Genomic DNA, 14,765 nt, shown 5'->3' on the forward strand with positions numbered 1-14,765 from the left:
CGCGTGCGAGCAGCGTCCCACCCATCAGGCCCGTTACGCCGGCCACCAGCCCGCCAGTCACCTGACGTCGGCCGAGCGGCCGGCCAGCCTCTCTCTTCTTCATGCCGCCTTCTCCAGCGCGGCCGCCTTCACCACCTGCACATCGAGCTCGATGTCGATGCGCTCGCCCACGAACACCCCGCCCGTCTCCAGCGCCTTGTTCCACGTCAGCCCGAAGTCCTTGCGGTCGATGCTCGTGCGAGCGCTGAAGGCCAGGCGCTCGGTGCCGAACGGATCCGTCACACGGCCGAGGAACTCGGTGTCCAGCACCACCTCGCGCGTGAAGTCCTTGATCGTGAGGTCCCCCACCACCTGGTAGCGGTCCTTGCCCACCGCCACCACGCGCCTGCTGCGGAAGATGACCCGCTTGAAGGCCGCCACGTCGAAGAAGTCCGGCGAGCGCAGGTGGGTGTCACGCGCCTCCAGCTGCGTGTCGATGCTCGCCGCTTCGATCTTCACCTCCGCCTGCGCGCCCGTGAGGTCGTCGCCGTTCACGAACAGCCGGCCCTCGTAGCGGCTGAAGCGGCCGTGCACTCGGGCCACGACCATGTGCCGCACGGTGAAGCCGATGGAAGAGTGGGTGGTGTCGATCCGCCAGGTCTCGATGGACATTGGAGTCGTCTCCGTGAAGGGTGCCTCTACACCCCTTCCTTAGAGCAATCCCCTTGCCAACACCCAACCCCCTGGAATCATTGGGCACCACCCTTCCGAGCCTTCGCGGACCTCTCAAAATGAGATGGACGGCCTCTCATTGAGAGAACGTCTCGTGCTCATTCCGAAAGGCTCCGAGCAGGCGCCCGGTGCGACCCCCCTGGCCGGTGGCTACCTCATCCGGGAAGGTCCTCGGAACACGGGGGGTAGCAACATGGACGTCAACGAAGTCATCGACAGGGCTCGCGACGCCTTCAATGTCCGGCGCGTCTTCGGAGAACCCATCCAGCAGGGCGAGGTGACGGTGATTCCCGCGGCCTGGGTGAGCGGTGGGGGCGGCGGAGGGGGCGGCGAGGGCTCCGCCCCCGAGGGAGCGGAGGCGGCGGGTGGCACCGGCAAGGGCTTCGGCAGCGGCTTCGGTCTGCGGGCCCGTCCGGCCGGCGCCTTCGTCCTGAGCAAGGGCAAGGTGCGCTGGATGCCGGCGGTGGACGTCAACCGCATCATCCTCGGCGCCCAGGTATTGGTGGGCCTCGTCCTGGTGACGTTCGGCCAGCGGCTCGTGCGCCTCCTGCTCCAGGAGGGGAAGCCCCTCCGGAAGCGGTTCGCGAAGTAGGGAGGCGCACCGCGCGCCCCCTCGCTCAGAACTGGACGGGGCCCGGTGTGAGGCGCTGGGACATCACGCCATTGCCCAGCGTGCCGTACAGATTGCCGCCCCAGCTCGCCACGGAGCCGTCGGACACCAGGGCCAGGGTGAAGGCATCGCCCGCGGCGACCCGCTTCACGTCCGTCAGCCCCACCACCTCCTTGGGCTGGGGGCGCGCGTCGTTGGTGCCATCCCCGAGCTCGCCGTGGGCATTGTTCCCCCAGGTGACGAGCCCACCGTCGGGGAGCAAGCCCACGGAGTGACTCGCCCCGGAGGCGAGGCCCTGGACGCTCGTCACCGTCTCCAACCGTACCGGCAACGGGTTGGGCACGGTGGTGCCGTCTCCGAGCTGGCCACTCGCATTGGAGCCCCAGGCCCACACCGAGCCCTCGCCGTCCAGGGCAAGGGAGTGGGCCGCTCCAGCGACGAGGGTCTGGACGTCCGACGGACCCACCGCCCGCACCGGGACGAGGCTCCCGGTCGTGGTGCCGTCCCCGAGCTGCCCCAAGTCGTTGCCACCCCAGGCCCACACCGCGCCATCCGAGCGCAGGGCCAGGGAGTGGGAGTCTCCCGCGGCGACACTCGCGACATCCGCCAGCTTCACCACTCGCACCGGGACGAGGCTCCCGGTCGTGGTGCCATCCCCGAGCTGCCCGGAGGTGTTGCTCCCCCAGGCCCACACCGTGCCGTCGCCCTTCACCGCCAGCGAGTGGAAGGATCCGGCGGCGATGGCCTTCACGTCCGTCAGCTCCAGCACCTGAACCGGCACGGACCGGTCGAAGCGCGAACCGTCGCCGAGCTGGCCCTGTTCGTTCAGACCCCAGGCCCACACCGTGCCATCCGAGCGCAGGGCCAGGGAGTGGGAGGCTCCCGCGGCGATGGCGGTGACGTCCGTCAGGCCCTCCACCCGCCCCGGCTTGGAGCGGCCGATGGCCGTGCCATCCCCGAGCTGGCCATGGATGTTCAGGCCCCAGGCGGACACGGTGCCGTCCGCGTGCAGCACCAGGGCGTGGTGGGCGCCGGCCGCGAGCGCCGCCCCATCCGTCAGCCCGGAGATGAGCACCGGGCTCCCGCGGAAGCTCGTGGATGCCTCCGCCAGCTGCCCATACTCGTTGCTGCCCCACGCCAGGAGCGTGCCGTCCTCTGACTGCGCCAGGGTGTGCTGGTAGCCAGCGGCGATGGCCACGACGTCCGAGACTCCCGGCACCTGGGCCGGCAGCGAGCGCGGATTGGAAGTGCCCTCCCCGAGCTGCCCGAAGTCGTTGCCGCCCCAGCTCCACAAGGAGCCATCCGCCAGCAGGGCCAGGGAGTGCGAGTGGTTGGTCGCGATGGCCGTGACCTTCGTCAGCTCCCGTGCCCGCACCGGGAGGTAGCTCGATTCGGTGGAGCCCGTGCCGAGCTGGCCGTAGTTGTTGTCACCCCAGCCCCACACCGAGCCGTCGCTCGTCAGCGCCAGCGAGTGGTAGTAGCCGGCGGAGATGGCCGTGGCGCCCGCGAGCTCCGGCACGAGCACCGGCAGGCTTCTCGCGGTGGTGGTGCCATCCCCGAGCTGGCCCCGGAGGTTGAAGCCCCAGGCCCACACCGTGCCGTCGCTCTTCAACGCCAGCGAGTGGTTGGAGCCGCTCGAGACGGCCGTGACGTCCAGCAGCCCCCGCACCTGCACCGGGGTGGTGCGCCAGAGCGTGGTGCCATCCCCGAGCTGCCCACTGTCGTTGAGCCCCCAGGCCCACACCGTGCCGTCGGAGCGCACCGCCAGCGCATGGTAGGGGCCCGCCGAGAGGCTCACGACGTTCGAGAGCCCCTGCACCTGCACGGGCGCGGTGCGCGAGATCTGCGTGCCCTCCCCGAGCTGGCCATAGGTGTTGTCACCCCACGCCCACACCGTGCCATCGCAACGCAGCGCCAGGGTGTAGGCGGCTCCACCCGAAACGGCCACGACACACGTGAGGCTCCGCACCCGGGTGGGCGTGGCCCGGTGGAGGGTATTGCCGGTGCCCAGCTGTCCCTTGCCGTTGTTCCCCCAGCCCCACACGGCGTTGTCGTCGCGCACGAGCAGCGAGTGGTGGTAGCCCGAGGCGAGCAGTGAATCGCGCGGGCTGCCCCTCATCTGGACGGGGGTGAAAGCGGAGCTGGTGACGCCATTGCCCAGCTGGCCATAGGTGCTGTCGCCCCACGCCCACACCGTGCCATCGGTCCGCAAGGCCAGGGAGGACCGGGTCCCGACCGCGATGGTCGCGATGCGGGAGAAGCTCGGCACCGGCACCGGCACGTTCACGGAGGTGCTGTTCCCCGTACCGAGCTGCCCCTGGCCGTTGCGCCCCCACGCCCAGAGCGAGCCATCGGTGCGCTGCACCAGCACGTGGTTGCTCCGGCTGGCGACGGACACGCCGTCCGTGACGGCCACCACCTGGACCGGCGCGTACTGCGTCTGGGTGCTCCCATCACCGAGCTGGCCGTACGTGTTGTCTCCCCAGGACCACGCCGAGCCATCGTCCTTCACCACCACCGAGTGGTAGGCCCCCGCGCCGATGGACCGCACTCCCTTCAGCCCCGTCAGCTGCACGGGGACGTTGCTCGACACGTTGGTGCCATCGCCGAGCTGGCCCGTGCCGTTGTAGCCCCAGACCCACACCGTGCCGTCGCTCTTCAACGCCAGCGAGTGGTAGGTGCCCGCCGCCACGGCCACGACCCCCGTGAGGCCCCGCACCTGCACCGCGGTGGTGCGCGGGTTGCTGGCGAAGGCGCCATCCCCGAGCTGTCCATGGTTGTCATAGCCCCAGGCCCACACCGTGCCGTCACTCTTCACCGCCAGCGAGTGGTAGGTGCCCGCCGCCACGGAGGAGACCCCCGTGAGGCCCGTCACCCGCACCGGGCTCGTGCGCTGGACGTTCGTTCCATCACCCAGCTCGCCATGGATGTTGTCGCCCCAGGCCCACACCGTGCCATCACCCTTCACCGCCAGCGAGTGGTAGGTGGCCGCGGCGATGGCCCGCACGGACGTCAGCCCCGGCACCTGCACCGGCAAGGCGCGCAGGGTGTGGGTGCCATCTCCCAGCTGGCCATAGTCGTTCTGCCCCCAGGCCCACACCGTGCCGTCCGACTCGCGCACGGCGAGGGCGTGCAGCTCTCCGGAGGCGATCCGCTCCACCCCGGAGAGGCCCTGCACCTGACCCGGAAGGGGACGCCAGCTGGCGCTGCCATTGCCGAGCTGGCCGGAGTTGTTGAGACCCCAGCCCCGCACGGTGTTGTCGCCCAGCGCGAGCAGGGAATAGGAGTTGCCACAGGCGAGGGCCTGCACGTCCAGGAGCTCGGGCACCCGGATGGCGACGCGCTGCACGCTGGCCCCCGCCGCGCCCACCTGGCCCAGGCTGTTGTCCCCCCAGGCCCACACCGTGCCGTCGATGCGCCGCGCGATGGAGTGGTAGGTGCCACTGGCGACGGCCGTGATGTTCGACAGGCCGAGCACGCGCGTCGGCGTGGGGGACGGGGCCGTGCCCTCGTTGCCGAGCTGGCCATAGGCGTTGTCACCCCAGGCCCACACCGCGCCGTTGGAGTCCACCGCCAGGCTGTGGGCCCCACCGCCCGCGATGGCACTGATGCCCGTGAGGCCGGAAATGCGCACCGCCTTGGCATGCGTGGCGGCGGTGGCATCACCGAGCTGTCCGAAGTAGTTGCTGCCCCAGCCCCACACGGTGCCGTCCTGGAGCAGGGCCAGTCCATGGGAGTCACCGGCGGCGATGGCCTTCACGCCCGACAGCCCCTGCACCTGCACGGGCGTGGCGCTCGAGGTGGTGGTGCCATTGCCGAGCTGGTTGGCGTCGTTGGCGCCCCAGGCCCACACCGTGCCATCCCCCTTCATCGCCAGCGAGAACGTGTTGCCGGCGGCGATGGCCTTCACGTCCGTCAGCCCCGACACCTGCACGGGCGTCAGCCGCTGGCTGGTGGTGCCATCCCCGAGCTGCCCCTCGCCGTTGCCACCCCAGGCCCACACCGTGCCATCCGCCTTCAGGGCCAGCGAGTGCGTGTTGCCAGCGGCGACGGCGGTGATTCCCGTGAGCCCCTGCACCTGCACCGGGCTCAGCCTCTGGGCGGTGGTGCCGTCCCCGAGCTGGCCCTGGCTGTTGATGCCCCAGCTCCACACGGTGTCCGCCGGCGTCACGAACAGCGAGTGGCCCGACCCACCCGCCAACCGGTACGGCCGGCCCTGCACGATGATGACGGTGACGGGAGCACGCCGGGAGGCCAGCGTCCGCTCGTCGCCCTCTCCGCCCGCGCCACACGCGGCCACCAGCGAACTCACGAGCAACAGGAGCGTGACACCCAGGCTCCTCGACACGGTACTCCCCATCATGTGCGTTCCTCTCTCCTCATGCCCCGGCATTGAAGCCACGGTGGCTTTTTCCGGGTTTCCAGACCCCGCCTGTTAACCCACGTTCACCGTATATGTAAATAAATGCAGTGGAGATTCACCCGGACGACATCCGACTCGCGGGTACGCCAGAGTGTTACTAGGTTGACGCTCCCATGAACGTTGACCCCTCCCGCCGTCAGGCCGCTCTGGAGGCCCTCGCCCTGGACGATGACGCCCTGCTCAAGGCCTGCGAGGTCGAGTACTTCATCGCCTCGGGCCCCGGCGGCCAGCACCGCAACACCACCGCCAGTGGGGTCCGTCTGACCCACCCGCCCACCGGGCTGTCCGTCACGGGCACCGAGCGCCGCAGCCAGGTGCAGAACAAGGGCGCCGCGCTCGAGCGCCTGCGCGAGGGACTCCAGGCGCTCACCTACGTGCCCAAGAAGCGCCACAAGACGAAGCCCACCAAGGGCTCGCAGCGGCGCCGTCTGGAGACGAAGAAACGAGAAGGCGAGAAGAAGGCCCAGCGCAGCAAGAAGGGCCTCTGGTGAAAGGGAGCCACGCCGTGCCCACGCTCGAAGACGCCATCGCCCTGGCCGTGGAGGCCCACCGGGGCCAGCGGGACAAGGCCGGACAGACGTACATCCTCCATCCCCTGCGGGTGATGCTGCGCCTGAACGGGGAGCTGGAGCGGATGGTGGCCGTCCTGCACGACGTGGTGGAGGACTCGCCCTATACGCTGGAGCGGCTGCGCGGGCTCGGCTACCCGGAGGAGGTGCTGGACGCGCTGGAGCACCTGACGAAGCGCGAGGGCGAGACGTACGAGGCCTTCATCGAGCGCGTCCGTCCCCACGCGCTCGCGCGCCGGGTGAAGCTGGCGGATCTGGAGGACAACATGGACGTGCGGCGGCTGCCGGCCGTCACCGCCAAGGACGCCGAGCGGCTGGCTCGCTACCGGGCCGCCTGGGCCCGGCTCACGCAGGCCTGACGCGTCCGGACGGCCGTCCGGCTCACCAGGAGAACTCCAGCTCGATGCTGAGCTCGCCCGTCTTGCGCGCGCGCACCTTCGCGCCGCGCATCCCCAGCTTCGTCGCCATCGAGACGGCCGCGCCCTCGTGGTACGCCAGCGGCATGAGGGTGCGCTGGATGGCGAGCACGCCACTCTTGGGCCCGGTCCAGGTCACCTCGGGCTTTCCGTAGCTCGTCAACACCCAGTAGAGCGTCTGCAGGGTGCCCATGATCTGCTGGGGAGCCGCTCCGGCCTGCTGCATCGCCGTCCGGCCGACCGGGGTCTCCATGTAGCTCTCCCCGGCCCTGAAGCCGATCTGCCGCAGGGCCTCGCCGAAGCTGCCGTACCGGCCGCTCAGCGCCTGGGCCGCGGCGGCGAGCAACAACAGCAGAGAGCGCGTGGGGTAGTTGAAGAACTCCGCGAAGGACTTCTCCCCGCTCGCCGCCATGCAGCGCTTCACCACCGCCTCGCTCTCCCCGAGGTCGCGCACCACTCTCAACGTGGAGGTGAACAGGAAGCCGCGCGTGGTGTGCTCCGGCGTCGCCAGGCTCAACCGATGCTGCAGATCCTGCTCCGCGTCGTAGGTGCGATCACTGCTTGGGGCCGACTCGGTACTCATGCTCGCTTTCCAGCGGCCTCGAGCTCGGAGAGCGGCGCCGCGCTCCTCCATATTACAACGTGTTGCGGGCGCTGCTCAGGCTCATGAACGATCCGGAGCAAACCCCGGAAGAGCCGATGAACGCCTGCATGCCCCCTGACCAGGAGAGGTCAGAACCTCGGCGGTGGTGACGGCGGGCCGTCCGGTGGGCAGGCGGACGCACGGAGGAAACCGGTCTGTCGGTCTTACCGTCTCCCGTCCAATGCGCCGCGTCACGTCCCGATAAGGCCGTGAAATCACACCCCCTTTCCCCGGAGCACCCTGGCACGCGGGATGCTCTCCCCCTGTTCGCGAAGACAGAGGGGCAGGACGGACGGGGTTGGGTGGGTTGGGAGTCGGGAGGGGCCGCTGGGGGGCGGCTCCTCCCGATTTTTCTCGTCTGGACTACGCCTTGGCCAGCTGGCGCATCACGTACAGAAGGATGCCGCCGTGCCGGTAGTAGTCGAGCTCGTTCGGCGTGTCGATGCGGCACAGCGCGGTGAACTCCTTGGTGCCGCCCTCGCCCGTGGCCTTCACGGTGAGCTTCTTCTGCGGCGCCAGGTTCTCCGCGATGCCGACGATCTCGAACGTCTCGTGACCGGTCAGGCCCAGGCTCTGCGCGTCCTGACCCGCCTCGAACTGCAGCGGCAGCACGCCCATGCCGATGAGGTTCGAGCGGTGGATGCGCTCGAAGCTCTTGGCGATGACGGCCTTGATGCCCAGCATCGCCGTGCCCTTGGCGGCCCAGTCACGGCTGGAGCCCGTGCCGTACTCGGCGCCCGCGAGCACCACGAGCGGAGTGCCCGCCTGCTGGTACTTCATGGAGGCGTCGTAGATGCTCATCCGCTCGCGGGTGGGGATGTGGACGGTGACACCGCCCTCCACGCCCGGCACCAGCAGGTTCTTCAGGCGGATGTTGGCGAAGGTGCCGCGCACCATCACCTCGTGGTTGCCGCGGCGGGCGCCGTAGGAGTTGAAGTCCTTCGGCTCCACGCCCTGCTCCATGAGGTACTTGGCCGCCGGGCTCGTCTTGGCGATGTTGCCCGCGGGCGAGATGTGGTCCGTGGTGACGGAGTCGCCCAGCAGCGCGAGCACCTGGGCGCCCTTGATGTCCGAGAGGGGCTTGGGCTCGGCGGGGATGTTCTCCAGGAAGGTCGGCTTGCGCACGTAGGTGGACTTGGGGTCCCACTTGAACGTGTTGCCGCCGCCCGACTGGAGCTGCTGCCAGAGCTGGTCGCCCTCCATGGCGCGGGAGTACTGGCTGCGGAACTGCTCGGGCTTCACCGCGGAGCCGATGAGCTGGCGGATCTCCTCGGCGGTGGGCCAGATGTCCTTGAGGTACACGGCGGCGCCGTTGCGGTCCGTGCCCAGCGGCTCGTTGTCCAGGTCCCTGCCCACCTCACCGGCCAGGGCGTACGCCACCACCAGCGGCGGCGAGGCCAGGTAGTTCATGCGCACGTGCGGGTTGATGCGGCCCTCGAAGTTGCGGTTGCCGCTGAGCACCGCGGCCACCACGAGGTCGCCCGTGGTGACGGCGTCGGCCACCGGGTCCGGCAGCGGGCCCGAGTTGCCGATGCAGGTGGCGCAGCCGTAGCCCACGATGTGGAAGCCGAGCGCCTCCAGGTAGGGCATGAGGCCGGCCTCCTTGAGGTAGTCCGTCACCACGCGGCTGCCCGGGGCCAGGCTCGTCTTCACCCAGGGCTTCACGTTGATGCCGCGCTCCACCGCCTTCTTGGCCAGCAGGCCCGCGCCCAGCAGCACCGCCGGGTTGGAGGTGTTGGTGCACGAGGTGATGGAGGCGATGACGACCGCGCCGTGGCCCAGCTCGTAGCTCTGGTTGCCCTGCTTGACGGTGACGGTCTGCTTGAGGCGCTCGGGAGGCACCGGGGCCGCGGAGGCCTTGGCCTTGCCGCCGCCCTCGTCGTCCTCGCCCTTGCTCTTGCCAGCGGAGAGCATCTCCACCAGCGACTTCTCGTAGCCGACCTTCATGTCCTTGAGGGGCACCCGGTCCTGCGGGCGCTTGGGGCCGGCGAGGCTCGGCACCACCGTGGACAGGTCCAGCTCCAGCGTGTCGCTGAAGACCGGGTCCGGCGTGCTCTCGGTGTGGAAGAGGCCCTGCTCCTTGTAATAGGCCTCGGCGAGCGCGACGAGCTCCGTCGGGCGGCCGGTGAAGCGCAGGTAGTTGAGGCTCTCCTCGTCCACCGGGAAGAAGCCGATGGTGGCGCCGTACTCGGGCGCCATGTTGGCGATGGTGGCGCGGTCCGGCAGCGACAGGCTCTTGAGGCCGTTGCCGTGGAACTCGACGAACTTGCCCACCACGCCCTTCTTGCGGAGCATCTGCGTGACGGTGAGCACCAGGTCCGTCGCGGTGGCGCCCGCGGGCAGCTTGCCCGTCAGCTTGAAGCCCACCACCTGCGGGATGAGCATCGTAATGGGCTGGCCGAGCAGCGCGGCCTCGGCCTCGATGCCGCCCACGCCCCAGCCCACCACGCCCAGGCCGTTGACCATGGTGGTGTGGCTGTCGGTGCCCACCAGCGTGTCGGGGCACACCACGTTGCCCTGACGGAAGGCCACCTGGGCCAGGTACTCCAGGTTCACCTGGTGGCAGATGCCCACGTCGGGCGGCACCACGCGGAAGTTCTTGAACGCGTTCTGGCCCCAGCGCAGGAACGCGTAGCGCTCCTTGTTGCGCTCGAACTCGAGCTCGGCGTTGGCGCGGAAGGCGTCCGAGGTGCCGAACACGTCCACCTGGAACGAGTGGTCGATGACCAGGTCGGCCGGGTTGCGCGGGTTGATCTTCGCGGGATCGCCCCCCATGGCGGCGAGCGCCTCGCGCATGGCGGCCAGGTCCACCACCGCGGGCACGCCGGTGAAGTCCTGCAGCAGCACGCGGGCCGGGTGGAAGGAGATTTCAGTGTCCGGGTCGGCCTTGGGGTTCCAGGCGAGCATCTTCTCGATGTGCTCGCGCTTCACCACGCGGCCATCCTCGTAGCGCAGCAGGTTCTCAAGCAGGATCTTCAGCGAGAAGGGCAGGCGCGCGACCGAGGCGTTGTCCTTGCCCACCTTGGCGAGGCTGTAGAAGTCGTACGTGGCCGAGCCCACCTTCAACTGGCTCTTGCTCTTGAAACTGTCCGTCATTTGTAAGTGCCGTCCTTCCTTACCGTCCGCTGGGATCGAGCGTCTTCTAGGCTCGTCGAAAGCGGCTTGCAAAGGGTTCCTGCGGGGGGTTCCAGAGGAGAACGGATGGGGGACTTTCACCGTCCGTCCGGGTCGACCGGCACCCCCGAGGTCACACGCTCGAGTCGCCCTCGGGCAGGGAGCGCTCCGCGAGGACGCGGGCGGTACGCCGCAGGCGCTCGGCGCCGATCCGCATCAGCGCGTCGCGCATGCCCGGCTGGCTGAAGATGTGCCGCTCGCACGCCGAGCGATCCAGCCGCAGCAGCAGGCACGGGACGTCCGCGCGCACCATCGCCGTCACCGGCTTGTCCAGCAGCAGGGAGATCTCCCCGAGTACGTCGCCCTCGCGCAGCACCGGGTAGGGCGTCTCATGGCCGTCCGGGTGCACGTGGTAGGGGGTGCACCGGCCGCGCAGCAGCAGGTAGACGGCGTCTCCGGTGGCCCCGGCGGTGAGCAGCGTCGTGCCCGCCTCCACCCGCTGGAGCCGGAACTCGCGCGCCACCACCCGCTGCTGCTCGTACGGCAGCAGCGAGAACATCGGGTGGGTGCGCAGCAGGTTGTCCACCGCGCGCCTGCGGCAGAAGGCCTCCACCACCCGCATCAGCAGCGGATGCCGGCCGGACACCTGCAACAGCCGCTCCCGCGTCAGCTCCAGCAGCACGGAGGGGACGGCCGCCACCAGGCCCGCCGGCCGGGGCCCCTCGGCCAGCAGCGTCAGCTCCCCGAAGGCCCCGCCCTCCACCACCGAGGGCCCCGCCTGCCGCGAGCCGTCCTCCAGCGTCCGCACGATGTCCGCGCGCCCCTCCACCATGAAGACCATCGACGCGCCCTGCTCGCCCTCGCGCACCACCGTCTGGCCGGTCGCGCACGTGCGCACCTCCACCGCGTCGAGCAGGGCCACGAACGCGTCACGGTCCAGCAGCGAGAAGAGGGGCACCGACAACGCCGGGTTCTCCCGGTCCAGCAGGGCCTCCACCTCGGCGGACGTCAGCTCCCCCGGGCCCTCGGCATGGCGCGCGTAGAGGCCCGCGATGAGGGCCTGGGTGCGGGTGTGCGCCGGTTCGAGCCTCGTCAGCGCCTTGCACGCCACGATGGCGCGCAGCAGCTGACTGCCATGGGCCCAGGCCTTCGCGAGCCCCTCGTAACCGGCGATGGCCTCCTGGGTGCGCCCCTCCGCCTCGAACCGCCGGAACTCGGAGAGCGCCACGTCCAGGCGCCCCCAGGCGGCCAGTTGCCCGGCGCGATCCCTCTGCCGAAGAAAGCTGTCCGCTCCGTCCGCCATTTGTCTCATGTTCTCGGAGGGCGCACGCTACCACCGTACCTGGAATTGACTAGCGGTGTTTACCGTGTGAACTCCCAGACAGAGCACGCCCGACCTCGAGGCACCGCCGTATCGAATCTTGAGAAACGGAGGTGCCTCGCGCGCGTCCGAGCCTACCGCCGACGCTTCAGGGAAGAAGGGGGCAGCTTCTGCCCGCCGGCCAGGGCCGGGGCGAACAGGTCCCCCACCTTGTCCAGGCGTCGGCGCACCGTACCGAGGGTGAAGCGTGTGGGATCCAACCGCCGCGTCACCTCGGACCACTTCAAGGGCGTGGACACCGGAGCGTGCGGCAGGGCGCGCAGGGAGTACGGCGCCACGAGCGTCTTGCCCCAGGCGTTCTGGTCCGCGTCCAGGTACAGCCGCCCCTGCCGCTCACGCTTGGCCCGCGCGGTGGTGGCCAGCTCCGGGTGCTCCCGGGCGAGCGCCTCGAATGTCGAGTGGGCGAACTCCCAGACCTGCTCGTAGGTGTGGCCGGGAGCGAGCGGCACCAGCACGTGCAGGCCCCGCTTGCCGGACGTCTTGGGCACGCTCGTCAGCTCCAACCCCTCCAGGTGGCGCCGCAACGAGGTGGCCAGCTGGATGAGGTCATCGAAGGTCCCATTGCCCGGGTCCAGATCGAAGAACACCCAATCCGGCTCCTCCAGGTGCCCGACCCGGCTCGACCAGATGTGCAGGGTGAGCGCGGACTGGTTGGCGAGCCACAGCAGCGACTCGGGCCGGTCCACCACCACGTGGGGCAGGTCTTTCGCCTCGTGGTGGTGGATGCACGCGGTGGTGAGCCAGTCCGGCGTGCCCTTCACGCCCTGGCGGAAGAAGCCCGGCTCGTCCACCCCTCGCGGCCACTGCTGCAGCGCGAGCGGCCGTCCGGCGAGCGCCGGCACCATCAGGGGCGCCACGTCCCGGAAGTAGGCGAACACGTCCGCCTTGGTGAAGCCCGGCTCGGGGAAGAGCACCCGCTCGCCATGGGTGAGCGCCACCAGCGGCGTACGGCCCTGCCTGGTGGTGGTGGTGGCCTCCTGCTCCTTGCGAGCCACGGAGGTCCTGCCCGCGGCCGCCGCGCCCCGGCGCACCTTGGTCCCGGTCCGCCGGTGGGGGCCTCGCGAGCTGGCCGCCTTCCGCCCCGAGTCACGCACCGGGGCACTGCGCGGCCGCTCCCGCACGCACTCCTCGGGGCGCTTGTCACTGCGTAGACCCTGGAAGGAGGGATGGCGCAGACGGCCGTCCTCGGTCCACTCGGTGAAGGCCACCTGGGCCACGTAGCGGGGCTTCACCCAGCGCGCCTCCTCGTTGCGCAGGGCGTCCCGAACGAAGGGAGCGTCCTCCACCGGCGACTTCTTCACCACGTCGCGCGACAGACGCGAGAGCAGCTCGCGCCGCACCTTCGCGCTGTAGCCCGTGCCCACCTTGCCCGCGTAGTGCCAGCCCTCGCCCTCGCGCACCGCCACCAGCAGCGAGCCGAGCTCCGGCCGCTCGTTGGCCATGGGCGTGAAGCCCACGATGGCCACCTCCTGGTTGGCCTGCACCTTCAGCTTGAGCCACGTGGCGCTCCGGCCCGGCGTGTAGGGGCTGCCCACGCGCTTGGCCATGACGCCTTCCCATTCGTTGCGCCTCGCCTCCGCCAGCGCCTCGCTCGCGCTGCCCTCCACCCGCTCGGCGAGCGCCAGCGGTGGCTTCACCCGCGCGAGGAGCCGCTCGAGTCGCTCGCGGCGCTCCTCCAGTGGCAGGGCACGCAGGTCTTCCCCGTCGAGCCACAGCAGGTCGAAGATGACGAAGCGCTCCTCGGCGCCCTGGCCGAGCAGCTGGAAGCGCGAGCGGCCGTGCGCGTCCAGGGCCACGATCTCCCCATCCACCACCGTCTCGTGCTCGCCGAGCGTCTCGAGCGCCCGGGCGATGGCCGGGAAGCGGAGGGACAGGTCATTCGCGCCGCGCGACTGAAGCGCGACCCGGCCTCCCTGGAGCCCGGCGAGCGCGCGGAAGCCGTCGTACTTCACCTCGAAGCGCCAGTCGGCCCCCTCGGTGGCGTCCACCTGGGCCAGCGTCGCCAGCATGGGCGAGCCCACCCGCTCCAGCAGCGCCTCGGGCGTGCGGACGCGCGTGGCCCGGCGCGAGGGACTCGCTTTTCGCGCGGACTTCTTTCGCGCCGACTTCGCGGTGGCGGCGCTCCGGGTGCGGCGCGTGGGCCCGCGGGTGGCGCGCTGTCCGGACTTCACGGACTCGGGGCGCTCCGCCGCGACGTCGTAGCCGGCCCGCTCGGTGCCGTCCTTTGCTTTGAAGCACAACCACTGCGCCTTCTTCCCACTGGGACGCGTGCGGATGAGGTGCCACTCCCCCTCGAGCTTCTGTCCGTGCAGCGCCACGTGCAGCCTCCCCCGAGCGAGCTGCTCGGAGGCCTGGCCCGGCGGCACCGTGTCGAAGGTGCCCGAGTCCCAGAGAATCGAATCGCCCGCCCCATAGCTGCCCTCGGGGATGCGGCCCTCGAAGGTGGCGTAGGCCAGCGGGTGGTCCTCGGTCTGCACCGCCAGCCGCTTGTCCGCGGGGTCATAGCTGGGGCCCTTGGGAATGGCCCAGCTCACCAGCACCCCGTCTATCTCCAGCCGCAGGTCGTAATGCAGCCGCGTGGCGTCGTGCTTGTGCACCACGAAGACGGGTCCACTCCCTCCACGCGGCGCCGGGACTTCCGGCGCGGGCTCGGAAGTGCTGGTGAAGTCACGCTTCTCACGGTAGGTACGCAATCGCTCCCGGGCGGAGCCACTGGGTCGTCGAGGGGTCGCCATACCCACAGGGTTGGCACGCCCGGCCGTTCCGGCAAAAGCCCGCCCGGCGGTTCACTGCCCTGCTCTCTCCAAAGGAGATCCGAGGGAGGCTGGCGAGGAGGCGTCCGGCTGTCTGGGGGGCCCGCCAGCAGGGCGGAGACGTCGTCCGGGGGTGGGCCCCAGT

Annotated in this window: 9 protein-coding genes; 3 read left to right on the forward strand and 6 right to left on the reverse strand. The window is 70.3% G+C overall.

Annotated elements, in window-relative coordinates; genetic code table 11:
- Positions 1-99: 99 nt before the first annotated feature.
- Positions 100-651: a YceI family protein gene (locus JRI60_RS41095; RefSeq protein WP_204221494.1), complete on the reverse strand. Its 552-nt coding sequence runs from the start codon at positions 649-651 to the stop codon at positions 100-102.
- Positions 652-805: 154 nt separating this feature from the next.
- On the opposite strand from JRI60_RS41095, the gene JRI60_RS41100 reads away from it, so the two are divergent.
- Positions 806-1,303: a spore germination protein GerW family protein gene (locus JRI60_RS41100; RefSeq protein ID WP_239470025.1), complete on the forward strand. Its 498-nt coding sequence runs from the start codon at positions 806-808 to the stop codon at positions 1,301-1,303.
- Positions 1,304-1,328: 25 nt separating this feature from the next.
- Here the strand turns inward: JRI60_RS41100 and JRI60_RS41105 are convergent, their stop codons facing one another.
- The gene (locus JRI60_RS41105) at positions 1,329-5,684 is read right to left on the reverse strand and encodes a hypothetical protein (RefSeq protein WP_204221495.1); all 4,356 of its coding nucleotides are present in this window, start codon (positions 5,682-5,684) and stop codon (positions 1,329-1,331) included.
- A 173-nt stretch (positions 5,685-5,857) separates the two neighbouring features.
- On the opposite strand from JRI60_RS41105, the gene JRI60_RS41110 reads away from it, so the two are divergent.
- Entirely contained in the window at positions 5,858-6,235 is a 378-nt protein-coding gene (locus JRI60_RS41110; protein WP_204221496.1) for a peptide chain release factor family protein, read from the forward strand.
- A gap of 14 nt (positions 6,236-6,249) precedes the next feature.
- Complete coding sequence (locus tag JRI60_RS41115; RefSeq protein ID WP_204221498.1) at positions 6,250-6,672, forward strand: GTP pyrophosphokinase; 423 nt, start codon at positions 6,250-6,252, stop codon at positions 6,670-6,672.
- Positions 6,673-6,694: 22 nt separating this feature from the next.
- Here JRI60_RS41115 and JRI60_RS41120 read toward each other — a convergent pair whose 3' ends face one another.
- The 4 genes from JRI60_RS41120 to ligD all read right to left on the reverse strand — a co-directional run bounded on the left by JRI60_RS41120 (position 6,695) and on the right by ligD (position 14,560).
- Entirely contained in the window at positions 6,695-7,312 is a 618-nt protein-coding gene (locus JRI60_RS41120) for a TIGR02265 family protein (RefSeq protein ID WP_204221500.1), read from the reverse strand.
- Between the two features lie 423 nt (positions 7,313-7,735).
- The gene (gene acnA / locus JRI60_RS41125; protein WP_204221502.1) at positions 7,736-10,468 is read right to left on the reverse strand and encodes an aconitate hydratase AcnA; all 2,733 of its coding nucleotides are present in this window, start codon (positions 10,466-10,468) and stop codon (positions 7,736-7,738) included.
- A gap of 151 nt (positions 10,469-10,619) precedes the next feature.
- Complete coding sequence (locus JRI60_RS41130; RefSeq protein ID WP_239470026.1) at positions 10,620-11,798, reverse strand: cyclic nucleotide-binding domain-containing protein; 1,179 nt, start codon at positions 11,796-11,798, stop codon at positions 10,620-10,622.
- A gap of 143 nt (positions 11,799-11,941) precedes the next feature.
- Entirely contained in the window at positions 11,942-14,560 is a 2,619-nt protein-coding gene (gene ligD / locus JRI60_RS41135) for a DNA ligase D (RefSeq protein ID WP_239470027.1), read from the reverse strand.
- Positions 14,561-14,765 lie beyond the last annotated feature (205 nt).

This window comes from Archangium violaceum (assembly GCF_016887565.1).
Taxonomy (GTDB): Bacteria; Myxococcota; Myxococcia; order Myxococcales; family Myxococcaceae; genus Archangium; species Archangium violaceum_B.